Source organism: Sulfitobacter sp. TBRI5, assembly GCF_051013555.1.
GTDB lineage: Bacteria > Pseudomonadota > Alphaproteobacteria > Rhodobacterales > Rhodobacteraceae > JL08.
This window is the reverse complement of record NZ_CP112884.1, coordinates 2,655,722-2,675,827: the sequence shown is the minus strand read 5'-3', so window position 1 is coordinate 2,675,827 and position 20,106 is coordinate 2,655,722. Positions and strand designations below refer to the sequence as shown.

Here is a 20,106-nt window from a genome sequence, read left to right as displayed (position 1 = left end):
CCGATGACCAGAGTAGAATGCGCTGCAGGACACCGTCGCCAAAAAAGCATCAGGAAGCGTGCGGGGTAATCCGTAGATCATCATGTCACAATCTCCTTGTGCATTGATCCTGCTGTTTCGTGCATCAGACCCGTCAATGCAACAAATCAGCTGACCCCGCCTGACCGCTCAGATGATGCGTGACAAGAATGCAATCAAGCGAGTAAGTATGTATTCATGAAACAAATCCCAAAGAAAACGACAGATGATGCCTTAATTCAGGAGTTTCTGAACAAAGGCGGCAAGGTGGACATCGGAAAAACCAAACCGCTAAAAGCCGAACTGGGTTTGAGTAACAATGTTTGGAACAACAAGCTGACCAAAGAAGAAAAGTCGGCACGGGATAAGAAGTGATCTAGTGCGCCAGAAGCAGATTTGCCCACATTTGAAACTTGCTTTTTTGTGGCGCACCGAGCCGCGCATGTAACGGGTGGCTGCCTTTGCGGCAGCATCCGATTTGAAGCCGACGTTTTTTTGCAGAATGGTTGTCCCGGATGCTGATCGAGAGTTCTTTGCGGTCCATTTTGCCATCACACCTGTTGCCTTTACAGAAGCCCCCCCTCTAAAAGTAAACTCGGAAAAATCTGTCTACCCACGCCGGTCCCCTGACCTGAATGCTTTGAACTTTTATACCCCCCCTTCGCAGGTATCTGGTCTATCCTTAGTGCAAGTCATTGCTGGTTTCCTGGTCGCTCCGATCAGTTATCTGACGGGATAGACTACAGGCTTGTAGGTTTTCACATAAGCGCTCCCCTGCAATATTACCAAAGCGGACGCTTAAAGTTCAGAACGGCTAGGTCTGGTACGCGGACAAACCGAACCTGTGCAGCTGCAGCTATTGCTGACGCAGAAAGCACTCGCAATTGCGGCATGGCTATCGTTGTGCCGCAAAGCAATTCACCAAAGCGGCCATGATCTTGGCGCGCGTCAAAGTACGGCTTTCCTGCTTGCGCGGAGAAGTTGCCAATCAGTCCCAAATTTCTGTATTTACTGCACTAATTATTTCTATCTACATCTTGTATTCCGCATTACCCGGGGCCATTTCTGCATTAGGCGAAACACTGTGGATCGCCAATTCTCTGATGGGTAGAAAAATGAGTAGAGTCGCCATTGGTGCTCTTCTCGCGACCTTCGTAGCCTTCTCGGCTCATGCCATGAACCCCGAGATCGATACTGACGGGGACGGAAAAGCATCCCTCGTTGAGCTTCAAACGGTCTTTCCCGAACTCGCCGAAGATCTGTTTCTGGAAATAGATACCAACGCCGATGGTCTGGTGGATGATGAAGAAATGATGATCGCGGTTGAAACCGAGATGATCCCCGGCATCGAAATGGACGCATAACACCTAGCCTTGGAGATTGTGCAATGCACACGCATGACAAGTTCAGATGGGTCTTCGCAAGTTTGGGCCTCTGGCTGATCGTTTCACCCTTCCTGCTCCTCGGCGGTGAAAAATCTCTGATGAACGCAAGGATCGGTGAGACGGCAGTCCTAATGCTTGGTGGTCTGGTGGCGCTTTGGATGGCGTGTTTGAACCACCCCCGGCAAGACCTAATGCAAGCGATCGCCGGTCTGACATTGGGTTCGTCGTTGATCGCAGCGCCGCTGGCGTTTGATCTCAACGAAAGCTCCGTGGCTGTCTGGAACGCTCAAGTGATTGGTTCTGTGTTTGTGCTGAGCGCTCTTTTCGAGTTCTACGACCACTGGGCAGGCCACAACGCCCAGTGAAACTTCAGGAGTGGGGCGATTGTCGCCCCACCCACCTCCAACTCGGAGCCTATTGCGCCTCGTGAGGACCACACCGTGACAATCAAGAAGCTTCTAAAGGACCCAAAGGTAGGCCTGCGGACAATTGCGCCAACCGCACAGATCGCGCAGGCCATCACCATGCTGGCTGCGGACGATACCTCGGCCCTCTTGGTGACAAATGACAACCAAACGGTTGATGGCATTCTATCGAGCAGAGATATCGTTAAATACCTTGACGACCACAAGCAGGTCTCGGACGAAATTCTCGTGCTGGACGTGATGACAAAGGAGGTCATCACTTGCAATTTAATAGAACCTGTCCAGCGGCTTGAGCTGCTGATGACCCGAAACAATGTCCGCCACATCCCGATCACGGATGCCGGTGCCCCTGTCGCTCTGATCAGCATCATCGATGTAACCCGTCACCGCCTCTCTCTGGCCGAAGGCGAGTTGTCACAGATGCGCGATTTTGTCAGCGGTGCCAGCTAATGCCTTCGGCCCTCGTCGCCATCGTTCTCGAAATTGAGCGTGTCGATTGTTTCGGCATGAAACCAACCAACACTAAAAGGAAAGACAATGACAAAAGGTAAAGGCGGCAAACGCGGCAATAAGGAAGCCAAGAAACCGAAGCAGGAAAAGCCCAATGTCAAGGCCACAGCCAATTCCCTCGCAGGCAAGCCTGCACTGGAGATTGGTGGAAAGAAGCTGACGTAACTTTGGATCGCCCCTGCGGTGATTAAAAACCGCCACGCGACAAATGCGCCGCAAAACTGAATGGAGCACGCGAAAGGCTCGCGCGCTCCTGCAAAGGCACTGAAAAGTGGCAAGCGCCATTGCATCTGAATTTTGGCCATACCCATGGAACCCTCTAGAAGGAGCAATTCCAAAATGTTTACGCCTCTACACGACCGCGTTCTGGTCCGTCGCATCGAAGGCGACGAAAAGACGAAAGGTGGCCTGATCATACCCGACAGCGCAAAGGAAAAGCCCGCCGAGGGCGAAATCGTGGCTGTGGGCGCAGGTGCACTGGACGACGACGGCGACCGGATCGCCATGGACGTCAAAACCGGCGACAGGATCCTGTTCGGCAAATGGTCCGGCAGTGAAATCAAGATCGACGGCGAAAATCTCATGATCATGAAGGAGAGCGACATCCTCGGCATCATCGCCTGACCACTTCTGTCCTTCCCTCATTTTTAGGAATACCGACATGTCTGCAAAAGACGTCAAATTTGGCACGGACTCCCGTGGCCGCATGCTCAAGGGCATCAATACACTCGCCAACGCCGTCAAGGTCACGCTGGGCCCTAAGGGCCGCAACGTTGTTTTGGGCAAATCCTGGGGCGCGCCACGCATCACCAAGGACGGTGTGACCGTCGCCAAGGAAATCGAACTCTCCGACCCATTCGAAAACATGGGCGCACAGATGGTCAAGGACGTCGCATCGCGCACCAATGACGAGGCAGGCGACGGCACGACCACCGCTACTGTTCTGGCTCAAGCCATTATTAAGGAAGGCATGAAGTCGGTCGCTGCGGGCATGAACCCAATGGACCTTAAACGTGGCATCGACAAGGCCGTGGAAGCCGTCGTAGCCGAAGTCAAGGCAATGTCACGTCCTGTCGGCGACACGGATGAGATCGCCAAGGTCGGCACGATATCGGCCAATGGTGAGGCTGCGATTGGCCAACAGATCGCGGACGCAATGGCCAAGGTTGGGAACGAAGGCGTGATCACCGTCGAAGAAAACAAGGGCCTGGAGACCGAAACGGAAGTCGTCGAGGGCATGCAGTTCGACCGCGGCTATCTCAGCCCGTACTTCGTCACAAAAGCCGAGAAAATGACGGCGTGCCTGGAAGACTGTGTGATCCTGCTTCACGAGAAGAAGCTGACCTCGCTGGCCCCAATGGTGCCCCTGCTCGAAGCGGTCATGCAAGCGGACAAGCAGTTACTAGTTGTTGCCGAAGATATCGATGGGGAAGCGCTCGCCATGCTTGTGGTGAACAAGCTCCGCGGCGGCTTGAAGGTCGCAGGCGTCAAGGCGCCTGGCTTCGGGGATCGTCGTAAGGCGATGCTGGAAGACCTCGCTATTCTTACAGGTGGCCAGGTCATTTCCGAAGAACTCGGCATCAAGCTCGAGAATGTCACCCTGGATATGCTGGGTGTCGCCAAGAAGATCACGATCACCAAAGACGCCACGACCGTGATCGACGGGGCGGGCGACAAGACGACCATTGCCGCGCGTGTGTCTCAGATCCGCACTCAGATCGAAGACACAACGTCGGATTATGACAAGGAAAAGCTGCAGGAGCGTCTTGCGAAACTCGCGGGCGGAGTTGCGGTGATCAAGGTCGGCGGTGCGACCGAAGTCGAAGTCAGGGAGCGCAAAGACCGCGTCGATGACGCCTTGAATGCAACCCGCGCGGCCGTTCAGGAAGGCGTCGTTCCCGGCGGCGGTGTTGCTCTGGTTCACGCTGGCAAGGTGCTGGCAGGCCTTTCTGGTGACAATGCAGACCAGACGGCAGGCATCGCGATCATCCGCAAGGCCCTCCAGGCACCGCTGCGCCAGATCGCCGAAAATGCAGGCGTTGATGGTTCGGTCGTTGCCGGAAAGATCGTCGAGAATGACTGCAAGACGTTTGGCTACGATGCACAGGCAGACACCTACGGTGACATGTTGAAGGCGGGTATCATTGATCCCACGAAAGTTGTGCGCATTGCGCTCCAATACGCAGCCTCAGTTGCTGGCTTGCTTGTGACGACAGAAGCGATGATTGCTGATCGTCCGATAAAATCCGGCAGGACCGAAATGGCTGACATGGAAAGCATGATGTAGATGGTTACCCCGGACAAAAGGCGACTTATTTGGCGAAGGAAAGCAAAAACGCGTCGGTACTTAAGAGAGTGTTCTCGCTTTACAGCGAATTGCAACCCACCTGTGATAGTCTGGACTCCGGGGGCCACATCGAACGGCTGTAAACGGCAGATTGGCGATGGAACGCAGCGACTTCTGCGCGACCAACCCGCGAGATATCTCTTCACGGTCCACCAAGCTTAAAGCAAATCGAGATCGCTTACGGGCAGGTGGCCGGATCCCACCAAACTGCGCCAAATGTGGAAAGATCGAAGACGACGCACGATTGAAGTGCCGCCCAATCGAGCTCATAGACTCTCCGCGTTGCCATCGGTCCCACATCTCAGACTTCTGTCTGTCCGTATAAAACGTCCGCGTACGATACTTCATCTCTAACACTCCATCTTTCCAAAAAGATCAAAGTGTTGCGATCACCCGTTGAAACCGCAGGCATATTCAGACCTTTGCGACCCTCAAGACCCAACTCTTGCGTTTCGCGCGGACGCAGCATCAACCTGTGCGGCCCGAGGGCGACCGCCTGACGGTATCGGTAGGTTGTAGTGTGAAGGATGTCGAGGCAGGCCAAATTTTGGGGGTCCAGTGTGGTTCGCGCAAGACGGCACGCAGGTCGATGCGGATCAGCGGCGGCGCGATGACCCAGAGCTATCGGGCGCGGCGTTTCGCCAGGCGTTCAATCCTTTGCAGCGCCGACAGATCCGCTCTCCGAACCCTTCGCTCCAGAAAAGGGTTTCGCACCGCAGGCATTGGCGTTCCTGCGGAACGTCGCGCCGGGCCCGAACGGTCGTAATGTATGGCTGTTCGCCTTCGGACATGGCCTCGTCCGACATCAAGTCTGTCCCGCGACTTGGCGGCCTAGCGATCGCGACAGTGTTTCCGGCTCTGTCGAAATGCCTTCGTTTTCGGCAGCCTGTATTGGTGCATCGTCCGGCGTCTTTTGAGTGGTCGTGATCGATGCCCGCCCACCCAGATCGGGATCTGGCGTTTTGCGGTCCGAGTAGAGGTGGCGCAGATGCGCCTCGGAGACACCGTCGGCCTTCATCACGAGGCGCACCATCGGATCCGCCAGCATTTGCTCGAGGAAGAAGTCGGATAGCGCCTTACCCGTCAGCTTGTCCCTGGCACGTGCGTAGTCGAGGTCGGCAAGGGAAACGGTAAGAGTCCGTGCAAGTCCAGGATGCGATATCTGGGGATGAAGCTTCACCAAAACGGAGGCTTTCCAAGCTTCGGGATCCTGTTGATTGGGGGGCGAAACCAACTCCGTTTCGATCTCGTACTCTCCCGCCGGGAGCGTTTCGGTGAAACCGGGTACGGTGAACGGTCGTGCGAAAACCGCAACTGTCTTGCTCGTCATATCTTCCATCGGCGTGATCCTCTCCCTTATTGTTTCTGTTGCCCGCGCCCCCTTGAGAATGGGGCGCGCAGCCTGTGCAGGTCTCAAGATGTCTCTGAGTCCGCTGGCGCCTCCTTGCCAGCGACCGTGGGCTCGTTCGCCTTGGCAGGCGCGTTTGCTGTTTTGGCAGGCTTCGGCTTCATCGCGGCCGCAGCCTTGGCGGTCAGGTCCTTGAAGGACATGTCATGTTCCTTTGATTGGCCGGGGCCACCTCCTTGCCCATTGCGGACCGGGATGCTTGGCATCGGTACAATCTATATGGGGACTGGCGGCCCGATTTACGATAGCGCATCGAAAAGGAAGCCGAGATCATTCAGGCCAATTCATCCGTCCACACCTTGAATTCCGTCAAAGGGTACTGACCGAATGTCTGGGTCAAAGGGACATCCGTGGCATCGCGGCCGCGCGCGATCAGAATTCTCGCAAACCGCGGCTTGTTGTTGCGCGGGTCAAACATGTGCCATTCACCAGAGAGAAAGACCTCCATCCACGCGGCGAAGTCCCCCGGCGGATGAGGGAGAGGTTCACCGGTGTCACTCAGATATCCTGTGCAGTAGCGTGCAGGAATGTTCATGCAACGACACAAAGCGATGGCGAGATGGGCAAAGTCGCGGCAGACGCCCTTTTGCTCGGCCATTGCCTGCAATGCGGTGCGCGTCGCTTTCGCCTTGGGGCCCATTCGGATCGCGATATCAAAGCCGGCATCGATCAGGTCACGTCGGATGTCTGAAAAATCCAGAGACAGTTTGATCCTCGGGTGGGCCTTGGAAAAGGCCGCGATCTGCTCTGTGAAATGTGATTTTGAGAGGACGGATGGAACGGTCACGCGAAGCTCACCGCTCGGCGCAGTTGCGGACACCGACAGATCAACTAACTCGCCTTCGACGGCCTCCAGCATCTTGTGCGCTGCAGCCAGAAGCCTGTGGCCCTCGCGCGTCAGCGTCAGCTTTCGGGTCGAGCGATAGATCAGCGCGACGCCAAGGCTGTCTTCAAGAATGACATTGATTTGCTCCATGTACGACGGGTTAAAGTAGGTGAAAGATATTCGAGTGGATTAGGAGAGAACTACAATGGCAATTGTTACCAATGCGATTGCCGTAACAATTGCCATGCGAAACTTTTTGGCCGGTGATCGAAGGAACGCCTGGTCTGATTTCAAGCGCTTCCCCAATCTCTCGTTTAATGTGCCATTTTCCAATTTAGTCAGCCTTTCTCTTTAGATAACTACCCGGGCTGCAAAACAGGGATACGACCTCACGTGGGATTCTGTGCCCAACTTGGTACAGAGAATGCGCTTCATGTTTCGAAAGGCCGTGGTTGCTCGACGTCGGCAACACCGCGACGAAGGTTTTTTAACCACTAGCCATTGCTATATCCCACACGTCAAAATGTCAAAGCCCATACAAGCGGTGGTTCGGGTACCGTTAAGGAACAACCGCTTCGTTCCAAAACGTTTGTTTCTTGGGAGGGTACAGAAGGCTAAGCTCTTTTGTTTAGACATGTACCCATACATTCGACAGATGATGCGCTTGTTCAGGAATTCCTGAACAAAGGTGGCAAAGTCAACTTTGGCAAGACCAAGCCGTTGCCGGAAGAACTGGGCCTAAGCAAAATTGTTTGGAACAACAAACTAACCAAAGAAGAAAAGTTAGCTCGCGATAAGAAGTAAAGCGGACCTTAGATGCACGATGCGCCGAGATCCGCTGAGCGGGACGAATTGTAAATTCGCTGCGCTTGCACCAATGACCGTTTTGTTGGCTCGCACTAGTTGGATTGAAGAATAGTCCGCCTTTGACAACCCTTATTAGCCAATGCAGTACCGCGGTTGAGGGACACCGCTTTCGGGCGGGCCGTGGCTATTTTCGGATTTCTAGGCTTCGTCAAAATCCGGAACATTGCCCAGCCTTACAAGGAAGCTTGGTTCGCCAACTTCCCCACTGTTTGGATCCTCACTGACCATGTAAGCGTCAGCACCTGCGCAATCCACGGATAGAGCCTCTCGTTCGGCTTTGTTTTGTGCCTCCGAGGCTGTGGAGTATTCGAATTGCTTGGCAATTTTCAGGCCAGTCTGCCCATTTCGCCCAGCCTTCATTTCAACATACGTCTGGCAGATATAGTGAATTTTTTCTGTGGTCCGCTCTGAATTCGTCATGGATTGATCCTTGGAGGAAGCCGGGACGATTGAGAAATCTGACATCCGCCTTGGCCGATTTCAGCCCGGTTTGATTGCTTGTGAGGAATCTAGGCGTTCAACCCAAAACAAGGCTGCTGAAGCTTTGTCATCGCTTTGAAGTGCCCAAAGATCAACGGGTTTTGCGCGTCGCCTTGGTTGTGGTTTCAGGTGGCGTGTTCGCGTCTCGTTCAAGACGGGTGTTGCGAAGCCGGGTGATTTTAGCCTGTCGTTGTTCGGCTTCTTCATCGACCATTTGTCTGACAACACGTGTCGTCTTGTCCAGCGCGGTTTCCGGTTTGGGGTTATGCTCTTTGAAGACATTTGTAATTGTGTGTTTCGTCAATTTTTTAGTCTCTCTTTTTTGGTTACAGATCGGTTGGTCTAGGAAAGGTCCTTCAAAACAGCGTCAAGTGTTCGGCCTTGCCTCGGATATGTCGCGATTGTCTCGTGGGTCGATCATCGAATAGTTTTACTTTGATGTCTGGCGCGGCCATCGCATGCATCAACGCGTTGTAGTTCATCTGAAACTTCGCTTCAGATCCCATCTTCAGCATGGATCGGTTTGCCTCAATGACCAGATGATTTCTGGTTGCACGGATAAATATGCGCAAACTAGCATCGAAACCCCCGAAATGTCTGTGTCCTGATGTCCGATCGCGAGTATATGGCGCTTGGAAACACCACTGACTTGCGCGATCCGAAGTTTTACCAAAGTTGGGTTGACCAGGGCAATGGCGGAAGGCGCAGGTTTTGCATCCGCTTCAATATCGTCGAAAAAGGATCCGCTGTCTTGTCCGCTACAGGTGCTATCGATGACAGAAAGGATGCGATACGCTTGTTAATGGCGGACAAGGCCATTCGCCGTCTTGCCATCGGTTTGCGCAAAATTCCCCTCGCAATAAACGACTGCCGATGGGGGCTTTTTGACCTGCCTGACTGACGCCAGATTTGTAGGTTTGATCGGAGTGATTGGTGGCGCTTGCGCGCCGCCTACGGGACGGCGGATAGTGACAACATTTTCAGATTTGATTTCCATTGTAGTTCCCTTTTTGCGTCGGCACAGAGGACAGAACTGTCCTCACCTGCGCTTTTTGAAGTAGTCGTTGGCGCGTTTTGCGCCTAGTTGTTAAGCACGCACAGCTCCTTTGATTTTTGGAAATTTCGGTTGCATTCCCATCGGTTTCCCGACCTATCCAAATGCGCGTTTTCGGGCAGGCTGATCAATTCGCATGTATCTCCAGAGACGGCGTAGCCACGATCACACTTCCACCCTCTGCCGTAGGTTGTGCCGTCAAAATATGCATTTTGCGGGACCACGACAGCTTCGCACAGACCGGCCTTTTCAAAGAAGCCACGCTCACATGTCCAAGGTTGACCGTATCCTGATCCATTCAGAAAAGCGTTGGCTGGAACCGCAATGGGGGTACATTGCTCGCCAGTTGTTTCAAACCCACGTTTGCACGTCCACATGGAACCATATGAGGCATCTGCCAAGTATGCATTTGCTGGCAGCAAGATCTCCTGACATGTGTCATCAATCTTGATGTAGCCACGCAAACACCGCCACCGTTCGCCCGACGGGTCCAAAAACCCACCTTCAGGCACCTCTACTGCAACACATGCAGCTTCATCGGTTCCGCGAAACCCATGCAGACATTCCCATCCGGAACCGTAGGACCGGTTCGTTTCGTATGCGTTCTGCGGCACAACAACAGCGACGCAGGCATTTTCGTTTAGCCGGAAACCAATGTTACATTCCCATCCGGAACCGTAACGTTTGGCACTGGCGTTCTCAGGCATTGTCAGTGCGGCGGTTTGTGCAAATGCAGGGAGCGCAAGCAACATGACTGCTATGATCGAACCTACAAATAGGGCCATGACTGTTGGTCTGTCTGCTAGTATATGAACTGCGGCAGAGCGCGGAGATCGCGTTTCCGTTGTTCCTAATTTACGACCCATCTAAAGCAAGCTCCTCAAGACAGGCGTCTGCCAGATCCCGGCTTGGAACGTCAGTGCCGGGCAGTGTGGCCCAGCCTGTTTCCATCATCGCATTGCGCTGCTGAAAGCTTGAGGTTTGTTGAAGTGTCGCCAGTTTTTCGATGCGTTCTGCATCAGCTTGCGAAAGGTCTAGACAAACCGGCACCATGGCCAATGTGACTTGCTCTGACGCGAAGCTATTTGCCCTCTTGTCCGCGCTGCCTGCTGTTGACCAGCCACCCCAGGTGAAGCCAAGAATAGATACAACAACTGCGCCAACCAAGGCACCGTAAACACCGGGTTTCGTCCATTCGGGAAATTTCATTTTCGATCCTCTGACGGAGAAAGCGCCGCCGCACTATTTTTGATTGCGTTCGTATTTGCGTTGGCCTGATCCTGCTCCAGAGCCAACTCCAGGTCTCGGTGGTCCACTAAGCGCACCTCTGATTTTCCTGTGTGCCAATTAATCAATAGAAACGTCGCCGTCCGTCTGTATGCCGCAAAGCTGTGGCTCAGGATGACTTCGTCGTCTGCCAACACTTCGTATTCACCCGCGGGCAGTTCATCGGCGTATCCCGCGACCACAAACGGATGAAGAAATGTCACAATTGACGTGGTCGAGCGCGATGACATCGGCAACCTTCCCAAACATCAGACCCTTGCGACAGGACGTGACAGTTGAATTTTCATGATTAAGGATTGTGGTCCGCTTTCGCAGACTGATGCGCCGACGCCGCAGAGAACCGCAATTTTCGTATTCTTCATATAGTCTCTGGGCGTCAGAAATACAACGTTGGTGACATTGGCTCCAATTCTGAGACAACCCATGCGCCTAGAGAGGTCAAGGTTTGCAGGACTCCATCGTGTGCATCGGAAGACCTTCTCCAGCCATGTCATTTTTCGGCTCATCCGCTCAGAAGCTGACTTTCGCTGCATCACAGAAGATTGGAACAGAGGGCTCATTGCTGCCATCTCCGGTCGATGTTGTCGGACGGCCGCTCAGCGGAGCCAGGCACTCACTCGGGCAGGCTACTAGGCCCCGGCTGGCCAGGCAAAGCTGGGTTGCAGTGCCTCGTAGACCGGGCGAGCATCCGATGGTTTCGGGTAGCCTTTGCTCTCGTCCCAGAACGCGTGATAGGTTGCATCAGGAAACGCCGCATCGTCGTAGCCCATGACGTTTGGCACAGCGACCCGGATGCGCTTCTCCTTATCGTCCAGCATGAGAGCTGCCTCGCATTCAGAGCAGGTGCAAAGCTCCAGCGGACCGTCTGGGTTGTCCTTGTTGAACGGTTGTCTAGCCATCTTCTCGGGATGATCGGCTGTTAAATCACCCCAGTTGAAGAAAGCCACATGTGTGTGCTGCTGGCCGGTCACCGATTTGCAAACATCGCAGTGGCATTCATGGTTGTCGATCGGTTCGCCGGAGGCGGTTACACGCACGTGGTCGCATCCACCCTGATATTGACTGGCCATTTAATCCTCCCTTTCTTTCGGCACCAATCAATCCGGCACCTTGCGTCACGAGCATAGCACAGCGTCCGGCGAGTCGCGAATTTCTCGTCGGTATCGAATGTTGTGATCGAGCCAAATGTCGCAAAAGGGCTCTGACCGGTCAGAGCCGCATTCCGCACGAATGCCCACACCACAAACCGGCCTTTTGCAGTTGCAGCAGATGCGACTGCGTAAAACCTTTGCACCCGCGGCATGGGATGTTCGGCGACGCGGTAAATTCTTCCCGAAACTCGTCGTTCGACCTTGTCACATTCCCTGTTCTGCGTCCTTAGCACTTGCAATGAAGAGGACATGTACCCACATAAACTTTGCGATGTATCTTTTTACGACCTTCTGTTTTCTAGCGGCCTCAGTTGATCCAACGACGACACTGAGCCGGGCTATCGCGTGATGTGGATGGCAATTATTCTAGGAGACATCACGATGGCCAACGGCACCGTGAAATGGTTCAACACTCAAAAAGGTTTCGGTTTCATCGCCCCTGAGCATGGACCGAAGGATATTTTGGGTCACATTTCCGCCCTTGAACGGGCAGGGATTAATCAGCTGGACGATGGGCAGACTGTGGCCTTCGACATCGAAGAAGGCCGGGACGGCCGCGAAGCTGCAACCAATCTCGCACTGGCGTAAGTCGGCGTTGAACTGAATTGTAAGAGGGGAATGACCTTTGGGCTGTTCCCGCCTCCTTACTTGATATGGCCCTTTGGTTTTCAGAGATGGCCATCGCGATTTTAATGGAACAAAAACTTGATAGAAATTAACTGGGGAACCCCCATAACATTAGTTCTGTCGCCAGAAGGCGGCACCAAGAAATTCACCACCATAGAACAGGCCTCACACTGGCTTCGGAAAAAGTGGCCGGTTGCCGATCGCTACCGAGACGTTGCGGTTGGTCGGATTGATGCGGCGATGCATTGTATGGGTACGGTTGGCTCGGCCCGCAAAGCTTTCCTTGCGGCAGCGAACACTGCTGGCTTCAAGCTGGACCATGCGAACACCGGAACAACACCCATTCTTTGATCATTGCGGCGCAACGCCTGCGTCACTCGTGGATCACCATTCAGACTCAGGACGTCGGAAATATCAGCCCATCCAAAGCCTGGCGGACCGTGTCGCGGCCCCAGTGATAAGCTCAACAAGGAGACCACCAGATCACTAGTCTTACAAACACCACATTGTTGAAAAGCACCAAACCACGCGCGGAAACGCTGATGGACAAAACTACGCGCGCAGTAACCGAAATCCTTGACGAAGAAACGGAAAAACGCAGAATCAAGACAGATCGTCTTCGCAAGGCTCGCCTCGAGAGAGGCTAACGCGCTAGCCGAGACGCCAACGCCAATGGCAAAGTCCGGTACAGCCCGCAAAAAGCCCCCGGCCAAGGCTGCCAGAAAGAGCTGAAACGCGCCTGGTCCGGAACGCATCAGATTGCCCAGAACACGAGGGCAGTTTCAGGCCCGACATACGAAAGGTACCAGAATGCAACCCTCCGAATGGACCCGGGTCCTCGCCAAATATCGCGAACCTATCCTCTCCCGCAGTATCTTCGAACTGATCGTGACCCTTGCGCCTTTTGTGGCGATTTGGGCTCTGGCCTGGTGGGTGCTGTCGATCAGCCCTTGGCTGGCAATGGCGCTGGCGATTGCCAATGCGGCGTTCCTGGTCCGCTTATTCATGATCCAGCACGATTGTGGTCACGGCGCGTTCTTCAAAAACCGCCGGGTAGGCGATTGGATGGGTCGGTTTATAGGGGTTTTAACGCTGACGCCATATGACATATGGCGCAAAACCCACTCAATTCACCATGCGACGACCGGCAATCTCGACAAGCGAGGCGTCGGCGACTTACCCACACTGACAGTCCGGGAGTATCGGGAAAAGAATTGGGTCGGCAGGGCGTCGTATCGCTTGGTCCGCAATCCGCTATTCTTGTTCGGTGTCATCCCATTCTACACGTTTTTTCTGCAGAACCGGCTTCCTGTCGGTTTGATGCGATCAGGATGGCGGTATTGGTTCAGCGCTCTGGCAACCAACGTCGTTATCGGAGCCGCGCTTGCAACAATCGGTTGGCTGGGCGGTTGGGACGTGCTGTTGTTCGTGTTCCTGCCGACCATGCTTTTGGCCGCAAGTACGGGGATGTGGCTCTTCTACGTCCAGCACCAGTTCGAAGACACCTTCTGGGACCATGAGGGAGACTGGAACGTGCACGATGCCGCCTTCAACGGAAGTTCGCACTACGATCTGCCTGGTATTCTGCGTTGGATAACCGCGAACATCGGTGTTCACCATGTGCATCACCTAGCCAGCCGCATTCCCTTCTATCGCTTGGGCGAGGTCGTCCGAGACCACGATATCCTTGCGCAGTCCCGGCGCCTTACGCTTTGGGAGAGTTTCCGCTGTGCGCGGCTTCACCTCTGGGACGAGAACAGTCGCAAACTATTGTCATTTTCGGATGCGCGGGCGCTTGCGACGTAAAGATGTGCGCAGGATCGCCGGCTAACCTTCCTCAATGTGAGCGTGACGGGCCTTCAACTACAATTCCAGTGTGAATGCTCCCAAGCCCTCCCATCAAAAGAAAGGGCAAATGTGGCCGACTTTTACACCGCCCGCGACAGCACAATACTGCCGCTATCATGGCCGAGTATTGCTGCGTCGTTCACGGCAGAGGTTATGGACGATTTGCGCAACCCGATAGGGTAGCCCACAAGTCCGCTTCTCATCAGTTGGGGCTTAAGTTCTCGCTGCGACCAGCATGAACGGCCGGTTTCTCCACCGCATAGCAGCGGACTCAATCATGCTGGTGCCGCATTTCCCATGCTGTGAGCGCGCGCAGCGAGCAACACGAACTCACAGGATGGGCTCTTGGCGGCCATTCGCCGCAGACTGCACCGTTGTCGGCTGAGCGGGACTTTGCCGCTGAAGGTTCTTGCGCAAGCAATGGCCGCTTTCCAATTCATGACGCCGATATTTTCAGCTTAAGTAAGGGACGCCGTCAAAAGCGCGCTGCACCTGCGGATGAAACTGATCAGGTCTTAGAGTTGTGTTATGCGACAAAACCGCTTTCGACCAACGACCAGTAAATAGAACTTGCTTAGTTGAACAAAGGAGACTAGCGAATATGAGTTACGTTACCTCTATCGACTTTTCTGCTCCTTACGGCTCAGTGATACGATCTTGCACTGACTAGCCGAGCTACCGCATTCCGCGGGTGGCATTATTAAGGAGACTTACGATGGCGAATGGCACCGTAAAATGGTTCAACTCTACTAAAGGTTTTGGTTTTATCGCCCCTGAGGGCGGAAGCAAGGATGTGTTTGTACATATCTCAACGCTTGAGCGCGCAGGCCTGACTTCGCTGAATGATGACCAGAAGGTCACATTCGATATTGAGGCCGGTCGCGACGGTCGCGAAAGCGCGACCAATTTGGCTCTGGCTTAAGCATTTTACCTTTGAAGGTATAGGCTGAAATGGAATTTGGGCGCGTCGGAAACGATGCGCCCATTCTACTTTCCCTTCAAGGGTTTTGCTATTCATACGCAACGTTATATGCAAATCGTTTTCAATACATGCGCCGTCACGCCTAGCCATTGCAAACAAAGCATTCTCAACCCTTTGCAACAAATAGTCAGGCGAGTTAGCAGGTTTCTTTTTTCGGTTTCCAAAAAGGATACACGCATGATTTTCTATCGATATAGCGTGTAATCCCCTTAACCCCTGAACCACAAAAGTGTGAGCTAGAACAAAATGAAAAACTCCGATCGAGATCGCTTTGATGGGCGCCTCAAGAATGCATCTGAAGCCAAGCAGAACAGGCTGAAGCGTTTCAAAGCTTCCGCAAACAGCCCGGAAATGCTGGTAAAGCTCGCTAACAGAAATGAGGCCGCCGCGGTCCGCGAAGCGAAGAGACAGGTTAAGGCTGCAAACAGGCTCAAAGAACAAGAGGACCTCGCGCGTCAGCAAGCTGAGGATACAAGAAAAAGCGAAGAGGACGCCGCGGTGCGAGAGGCGGCGCTTGAGGCAGAACGCGCTGAGGTTTCCGATCAAGTCATTGCGCAAAATACATCGCGCGAAGCAGAGCGCAAGGCAGAACGTGACCAACGCTATGCTGCGAGACAAAACCGAAAGCGCTGATTGAACCAAAAAAGCCACTCGTGGGCGAAACAATTCGTTTTCTTTAACCTCGCTACCGCAATTTCCGGTCTGTTTGTCCGAAGGCTGCTTCCTTCATTGGCGCTGCCAGCTTGCAATTGCCGAGGCCGCTTCGATCAGGAACAACTGGATTGGTGCATGACTTGGCATCAAAGGCTTTGGCAGACGGTTGGGATGTGACTGATGCCGCGGGCTTCTTTCTAACCACAAGGTCCGGAAACATCTATTGGATTAACTCAGCACACGCTGTGCCGCCGGGAATCGATGAAATGACCAATCTGTGGCGCATGCCAGACGGTCGAATTGCGACTGTTCGAGTCTGCATTGGGCTCGATGCAGTCATTCACCGCAGACTGCACCGATGTCGGCTGAGCGGACAAAGTGTGAATTCGCTGCACCTGCATAATCTTGGCTTTCTAAAGCGCTTTTATTGATGGTGAGGGTGTAAACCGGCGCATTGATTTAAGAAAATATGAATAACTCAAAATCGGCAATGCGGACTTTCGGCTAGTCCCGTTGTTGGCCGCATCCGCAGAAACGAGGCGCGAATGTAATCCGTTGGCAGCAAAATTACGCCGTCAACTCAGCGAGCAGTTCTCGAGCCATCTTCTGATCTTCGGGGCAGTCGCCATCAGCGATGCTTTGGTGAATAGGTTCGAGAATTGCAATGGCTTCGTCCCGTCGATCCTGTTCCTGCATAAGGCGCGCCAGATCGATGGCCGCACGCAGTTCATATAGCTTTGCACCCTGTTGACGGGCGACGTCGAGAGCCTTGCCCAAGAAGCTTTCAGCCACTTCGCTGTCACCATCGGCCATGGCGATACGCGCCTGCACCCGCTTCAAGTCCGAAAGGGAATAGGTCTCGCCAGTCTGGTCCATCATTTCCTGCGCTAAAGCAGCCAGTTTGGCGGCCTCAAGGCGAAGTCCCAACGCCAACGCGCTTCGTGCCATCCCGATGCGAACCTGAGGAATGAACATTTTCGTGTCCAAAGCGGCAATCGCAGCATCTGCTTTCAGATACTTTTGCACGCAAGCCCTGTCTCCGCTTTTCGCCGCCAGAATTTCACGAATAGCGACTGCAAATTCATACCACACCGGCAGATTGTGCTCGTGAGAGATCGGTATGACCTCGGTCACACAACGCTCAACCACGGCATAGTCTTCTGCATCTAAGGCGAACATCGCCCGGATAACCAGCATGTAACAAATGGTTTGAATGTGCCCGGTCGATCTGGCTATCCGATCGGCTTCGTCTGAATACTTCCAGCCTTGGCGGGTTTTACCTAGAAGCAAGCTACGAGTTGCCGCAAATGTGTAAAGTGAAACGCCAACATCCTGCCCAAAGCGGTTGGCCAAACCGCCGTGTTCGACGGGGTCGTAATTCTTAAATGCAACGTTGAGGTACTTTTCTGCCCCAGCCAGGTCACCCATGAACATTCGCGTGGCGGCGGCGACCCGGTTGGCCACAACCAAGGGCACAATCTCTGACGAACCGGCCGTGGTCTCGACGAGAGCTTCTGCTCGCTGCCAAGCTTCTGAAAACTCTCCCCTGATCGCCTTGCCGATCCACAATCCGTAGAGAACCGAATAACGCATAGGGGTTTCACCGACTATGTCGGCTAGTGTGAGAGCATTTTCGAAGGCGTCAATAGTGTCACTGGCACCGTATCCACGACGAACGAGCAAAGTCATACCAAGCTGAATTTGCAAAGAAAGGGCTCGTTCAGTTGCTGAACCATCCCCTGCGTCCACCTTTGGTTCAATAAGCTCGATGGCTTGCGCCAAATGCGAGATCGCCTCGTCAAACGCTGGTCGTGCGGTGGCCGCTTTACTGGCGGCTTCCCACAGGTCTATTGCGCGGTCAGTAAGTCCGGCCGCCTCGGCGTGTACGGCAAGGACTTCAGGTGCTATTTCGGGGTCTGTCTCCAACGCCGTCAGGATACGCGCATGGATGGCGCGGCGTTTCTCTTTCAGCTGGCTCTCATAGGCCGCGTCGCGCACCAATGCGTGTTTGAAGAGATAGGTTGCTTCGGGAGGCAGGCCCCTGCGGTAGATCAGTTCGGCTGCGATCAGGCCGTCCAGTGCGGCAGTCAGTTCAGCTTTGGGCAAAAGGGATATCTCCGCCAGTAAACCATGGCTGAACTCCCGCCCGATACAGGCGGCCGTCTGCGCCACTTCCTTGATTGGTTGCAACCGGTCCAGTCGCGCCATCAAGCTGTCATGCAGCGTGGTGGGGATGGCGATGGTGCTCAGCGGTCCATTCAGAACCAGCCGGACGCCGTCTTCTTTCAGCGCGCCGGATTCAAGGATGGTCTTGGTCAGTTCCTCAACAAACAGTGGCACGCCATCCGTGCGCTCCGCGATAATTGCCATGATCTCGTCTGGCAGCGCCTTGCCGCCAGTCAACTTGGCGACGATGTCTCCGATCTGATCCTTGCCCAGCCGGTTCAGCGCGAACTTCGTCACGATGGGATGCCCGCCAAAGCCATACTCAAAGCTGGGACGCGCCGTGGCAAGGATCATGATGTTTTGATCCGCAACAGTATCCAGAAGCAGGTCCAGCAACTCCAACGAAGTTGGGTCAATCCAGTGCAAGTCTTCGTAGACCAACAGCACCGGCTTGTCCTGGCTTTGCTCAACCAGCAGCTTGGCCAGTATCTTCATGGTATGCGCCCGTTGCTGGGCTGGTGTCAGATCAAGCGCACCGTACCGAGCCGTTCCGTCCAGACCCATCATCGGCGTGATCAGCTTCAGCGTGTCGGGGTCCTTTCCAAGCAGCGCCTCCAACTTGTCCAGCCGGGCATCCGGCCCGTCTGATGGTGCGAACCCGGCGGCAAACGACAATTGCTGAATGACTGGATAGAACGCGGAATCCGCGTGATAGGGCGAGCATTGATAAGTGATGCGGATGTGATCATCCTTTGCAACCTCGTCGATGACCGCTCTTGTGATACGAGACTTGCCAATACCGGCCTCGCCGCTGACGATCACCATCTGGCCCTGTCCCGAGCGGGCCAAAGCCCAACGCTCCAGCATCAGTTCGATCTCGCGGTCGCGTCCGACGATGGGGGTCAGAGTGCCAGACTGGCGTGCGGCAAAGCGGCTTTCTTGCACTGCCTCGCCGTCAACGACGAAGGCTTCGACCGGCGCACCCACGCCCTTCAAATCTTGTGCGCCGAGTGACGCCAGCTTGTACGTGCTGCCCAGCAGACGGCGTGTTTCGCTGGGCAGAACAAGCTGGTTCGGCCCTGCAACGCCTTGCAGCCGCGCGGCCAGGTTGGGGGTCTCTCCAACCACAGCAGCTTCCTGAGTCGCACCGCTGCCGATCAGGTCTCCAACGATGACAACACCCGTGGCGACCCCGATCCGGGTTGCAAGGGCTGTGCCATCGGGAGCATTTATTGTCCTAATACTGTCGATAATCGCCAGACCCGCGCGCACGGCACGTTCCGCATCATCTTCACCCGCGCGCGGCCAGCCAAAGTAACACATCACGCCGTCGCCCATGAACTTGGCCACGAAACCTTCATAGCGGCCAACAACACCGGCCACCGTGTTCTGATACCCAGTGATGACGGTACGCATGTCCTCAGCGTCAATGCGCGTCGCCATCTCGGTCGAGCCGACAAGATCAACGAACATCACCGTTAGATGGCGGCGTTCCGCGTCGGCGCTCGGGTTGGATGTGAGGTTGGAAGACGTGTCAGAAACCGCGTCTCCTATTGATTGGTTTTGCAATGCCGGGGTATCTGCTTCGGTTTTGTCGGTGAATTTTCTGATCGCCTCGTTGACGCGACGTCGAGGCCCAATTGGTAACCCCATTTCTTTCAAGTCATCTTCAGAAAGATAGGCAAGGTCAGCGAGCTCAATCTCGGCTTCAACAAAAGCCAAAGTGTATTTTTGTAAGCCAAGTTCAGCGAGCCAGCTTTGAACGTCTTGCACGTCTTCCCCCACATCCACGGATTTCAGCAATCCGTAATTACAAAGGAGAGCTTAGCCTGATCTTCGACTATGTCATGCCATTACTTTAGACTTTAACACGCTGTTTGGGGACAAACTTGCCTGTCGTTGGCGACCTGATCTCGGCGGCTCTAGCCACTTGGGTTACCCTTTGACGGCCGGAAAGACCCCGCAGCGAACGTCCGCAATGCGAAATCGCAAAGCAAAAATGCAGGATATCAGTGACGGGCACGTCTGGTCCGGTTGTGAAATTCTGAGTCGTGCTGCAAGTGCCAAATAA

Annotated in this window: 25 protein-coding genes and 2 pseudogenes; 14 read left to right on the top strand and 13 right to left on the bottom strand. The window is 54.3% G+C overall.

Annotated elements, in window-relative coordinates; all coding sequences use genetic code 11:
• Window positions 1-216 precede the first annotated feature (216 nt).
• The 4 genes from OLX72_RS13490 to OLX72_RS13475 all read left to right on the top strand — a co-directional run bounded on the left by OLX72_RS13490 (window position 217) and on the right by OLX72_RS13475 (window position 2,278).
• On the top strand, window positions 217-393 hold the full coding sequence (locus OLX72_RS13490; RefSeq protein ID WP_205388955.1) for a hypothetical protein: 177 nt from the start codon (window positions 217-219) through the stop codon (window positions 391-393).
• 509 nt (window positions 394-902) lie between these two features.
• Entirely contained in the window at window positions 903-1,382 is a 480-nt protein-coding gene (locus OLX72_RS13485; protein WP_254684605.1) for a hypothetical protein, read from the top strand.
• 23 nt (window positions 1,383-1,405) lie between these two features.
• Window positions 1,406-1,768 (top strand): hypothetical protein, encoded by a 363-nt coding sequence (locus OLX72_RS13480; protein WP_114870799.1) that lies wholly within the window; start codon window positions 1,406-1,408, stop codon window positions 1,766-1,768.
• A 75-nt stretch (window positions 1,769-1,843) separates the two neighbouring features.
• The gene (locus OLX72_RS13475; protein ID WP_114870800.1) at window positions 1,844-2,278 is read left to right on the top strand and encodes a CBS domain-containing protein; all 435 of its coding nucleotides are present in this window, start codon (window positions 1,844-1,846) and stop codon (window positions 2,276-2,278) included.
• Here OLX72_RS13475 and OLX72_RS13470 read toward each other — a convergent pair.
• Window positions 2,275-2,649 (bottom strand): hypothetical protein, encoded by a 375-nt coding sequence (locus OLX72_RS13470; RefSeq protein WP_205388956.1) that lies wholly within the window; start codon window positions 2,647-2,649, stop codon window positions 2,275-2,277. The genes OLX72_RS13475 and OLX72_RS13470 overlap by 4 nt on opposite strands.
• Window positions 2,650-2,677: 28 nt before the next feature.
• Between OLX72_RS13470 and OLX72_RS13465 the strand changes: the two genes are divergently transcribed.
• Both OLX72_RS13465 and groL read left to right on the top strand, forming a co-directional pair.
• Window positions 2,678-2,962: a co-chaperone GroES gene (locus OLX72_RS13465; protein ID WP_114870801.1), complete on the top strand. Its 285-nt coding sequence runs from the start codon at window positions 2,678-2,680 to the stop codon at window positions 2,960-2,962.
• A 37-nt stretch (window positions 2,963-2,999) separates the two neighbouring features.
• Complete coding sequence (gene groL / locus OLX72_RS13460; protein ID WP_114870802.1) at window positions 3,000-4,625, top strand: chaperonin GroEL; 1,626 nt, start codon at window positions 3,000-3,002, stop codon at window positions 4,623-4,625.
• Window positions 4,626-4,778: 153 nt separating this feature from the next.
• Here groL and OLX72_RS13455 read toward each other — a convergent pair.
• The 5 genes and pseudogenes from OLX72_RS13455 to OLX72_RS13435 all read right to left on the bottom strand — a co-directional run.
• Window positions 4,779-5,033: pseudogene (locus OLX72_RS13455) on the bottom strand (IS30 family transposase); the annotation flags it as partial.
• Window positions 4,987-5,229 carry a transglutaminase N-terminal domain-containing protein gene (locus tag OLX72_RS13450; protein WP_114870803.1) on the bottom strand — a complete coding sequence of 81 codons (243 nt, stop codon included), beginning with the start codon at window positions 5,227-5,229 and terminating at the stop codon, window positions 4,987-4,989. The gene OLX72_RS13450 and the pseudogene OLX72_RS13455, both read right to left, overlap by 47 nt.
• A 261-nt stretch (window positions 5,230-5,490) precedes the next feature.
• Window positions 5,491-6,024 carry a hypothetical protein gene (locus OLX72_RS13445; RefSeq protein ID WP_114872328.1) on the bottom strand — a complete coding sequence of 178 codons (534 nt, stop codon included), beginning with the start codon at window positions 6,022-6,024 and terminating at the stop codon, window positions 5,491-5,493.
• A 74-nt stretch (window positions 6,025-6,098) separates the two neighbouring features.
• Window positions 6,099-6,236, bottom strand: coding sequence for a hypothetical protein (locus tag OLX72_RS13440; RefSeq protein ID WP_162798078.1), 138 nt, complete (start codon window positions 6,234-6,236; stop codon window positions 6,099-6,101).
• Between the two features lie 131 nt (window positions 6,237-6,367).
• Window positions 6,368-7,048 (bottom strand): annotated as a pseudogene (locus tag OLX72_RS13435) (transglutaminase domain-containing protein); the annotation flags it as partial.
• A 76-nt stretch (window positions 7,049-7,124) separates the two neighbouring features.
• On the opposite strand from OLX72_RS13435, the gene OLX72_RS13430 reads away from it, so the two are divergent.
• Together OLX72_RS13430 and OLX72_RS13425 are read left to right on the top strand one after the other, a co-directional pair.
• Complete coding sequence (locus tag OLX72_RS13430; RefSeq protein ID WP_162798079.1) at window positions 7,125-7,274, top strand: hypothetical protein; 150 nt, start codon at window positions 7,125-7,127, stop codon at window positions 7,272-7,274.
• Between the two features lie 269 nt (window positions 7,275-7,543).
• Window positions 7,544-7,723, top strand: a complete 180-nt coding sequence (locus tag OLX72_RS13425; protein ID WP_114870806.1) for a hypothetical protein — start codon at window positions 7,544-7,546, stop codon at window positions 7,721-7,723.
• A gap of 201 nt (window positions 7,724-7,924) precedes the next feature.
• Here the strand turns inward: OLX72_RS13425 and OLX72_RS13420 are convergent, their stop codons facing one another.
• Window positions 7,925-8,206: a hypothetical protein gene (locus OLX72_RS13420; protein WP_114870807.1), complete on the bottom strand. Its 282-nt coding sequence runs from the start codon at window positions 8,204-8,206 to the stop codon at window positions 7,925-7,927.
• Between the two features lie 151 nt (window positions 8,207-8,357).
• Window positions 8,358-8,570: a hypothetical protein gene (locus OLX72_RS13415; protein WP_114870808.1), complete on the bottom strand. Its 213-nt coding sequence runs from the start codon at window positions 8,568-8,570 to the stop codon at window positions 8,358-8,360.
• Window positions 8,571-8,873: 303 nt separating this feature from the next.
• Here OLX72_RS13415 and OLX72_RS13410 point away from each other — a divergent pair, with 303 nt between their 5' ends.
• Complete coding sequence (locus tag OLX72_RS13410) at window positions 8,874-9,167, top strand: hypothetical protein (RefSeq protein ID WP_162797862.1); 294 nt, start codon at window positions 8,874-8,876, stop codon at window positions 9,165-9,167.
• 179 nt (window positions 9,168-9,346) lie between these two features.
• Here the strand turns inward: OLX72_RS13410 and OLX72_RS13405 are convergent, their stop codons facing one another.
• From OLX72_RS13405 to OLX72_RS13390, 4 genes are all read right to left on the bottom strand, one after another.
• A complete protein-coding gene (locus tag OLX72_RS13405) occupies window positions 9,347-10,105 on the bottom strand; it encodes a hypothetical protein (protein ID WP_114870811.1) in 759 nt (252 codons plus the stop codon).
• Window positions 10,106-10,175: 70 nt separating this feature from the next.
• Window positions 10,176-10,529, bottom strand: coding sequence for a hypothetical protein (locus tag OLX72_RS13400; RefSeq protein ID WP_114870812.1), 354 nt, complete (start codon window positions 10,527-10,529; stop codon window positions 10,176-10,178).
• Complete coding sequence (locus OLX72_RS13395; RefSeq protein WP_114870813.1) at window positions 10,526-10,837, bottom strand: hypothetical protein; 312 nt, start codon at window positions 10,835-10,837, stop codon at window positions 10,526-10,528. The genes OLX72_RS13400 and OLX72_RS13395 overlap by 4 nt, the downstream gene beginning before the upstream one ends.
• 399 nt (window positions 10,838-11,236) lie before the next feature.
• Window positions 11,237-11,677, bottom strand: a complete 441-nt coding sequence (locus OLX72_RS13390) for a GFA family protein (RefSeq protein WP_114870814.1) — start codon at window positions 11,675-11,677, stop codon at window positions 11,237-11,239.
• A 462-nt stretch (window positions 11,678-12,139) separates the two neighbouring features.
• On the opposite strand from OLX72_RS13390, the gene OLX72_RS13385 reads away from it, so the two are divergent.
• The 5 genes from OLX72_RS13385 to OLX72_RS13365 all read left to right on the top strand — a co-directional run bounded on the left by OLX72_RS13385 (window position 12,140) and on the right by OLX72_RS13365 (window position 15,848).
• Entirely contained in the window at window positions 12,140-12,346 is a 207-nt protein-coding gene (locus OLX72_RS13385; protein WP_114872329.1) for a cold-shock protein, read from the top strand.
• A 117-nt stretch (window positions 12,347-12,463) separates the two neighbouring features.
• Window positions 12,464-12,736, top strand: a complete 273-nt coding sequence (locus tag OLX72_RS13380) for a DUF982 domain-containing protein (protein WP_204326055.1) — start codon at window positions 12,464-12,466, stop codon at window positions 12,734-12,736.
• A 459-nt stretch (window positions 12,737-13,195) separates the two neighbouring features.
• A complete protein-coding gene (locus OLX72_RS13375) occupies window positions 13,196-14,191 on the top strand; it encodes a fatty acid desaturase (RefSeq protein WP_114870815.1) in 996 nt (331 codons plus the stop codon).
• A 757-nt stretch (window positions 14,192-14,948) separates the two neighbouring features.
• The gene (locus OLX72_RS13370; RefSeq protein WP_433988876.1) at window positions 14,949-15,155 is read left to right on the top strand and encodes a cold-shock protein; all 207 of its coding nucleotides are present in this window, start codon (window positions 14,949-14,951) and stop codon (window positions 15,153-15,155) included.
• Window positions 15,156-15,461: 306 nt separating this feature from the next.
• On the top strand, window positions 15,462-15,848 hold the full coding sequence (locus OLX72_RS13365) for a DUF6481 family protein (protein ID WP_433988875.1): 387 nt from the start codon (window positions 15,462-15,464) through the stop codon (window positions 15,846-15,848).
• Window positions 15,849-16,436: 588 nt separating this feature from the next.
• On the opposite strand, the gene OLX72_RS13360 is transcribed toward OLX72_RS13365, so the two are convergent.
• Window positions 16,437-19,808 carry an AAA family ATPase gene (locus OLX72_RS13360; protein WP_433988874.1) on the bottom strand — a complete coding sequence of 1,124 codons (3,372 nt, stop codon included), beginning with the start codon at window positions 19,806-19,808 and terminating at the stop codon, window positions 16,437-16,439.
• Window positions 19,809-20,106 lie beyond the last annotated feature (298 nt).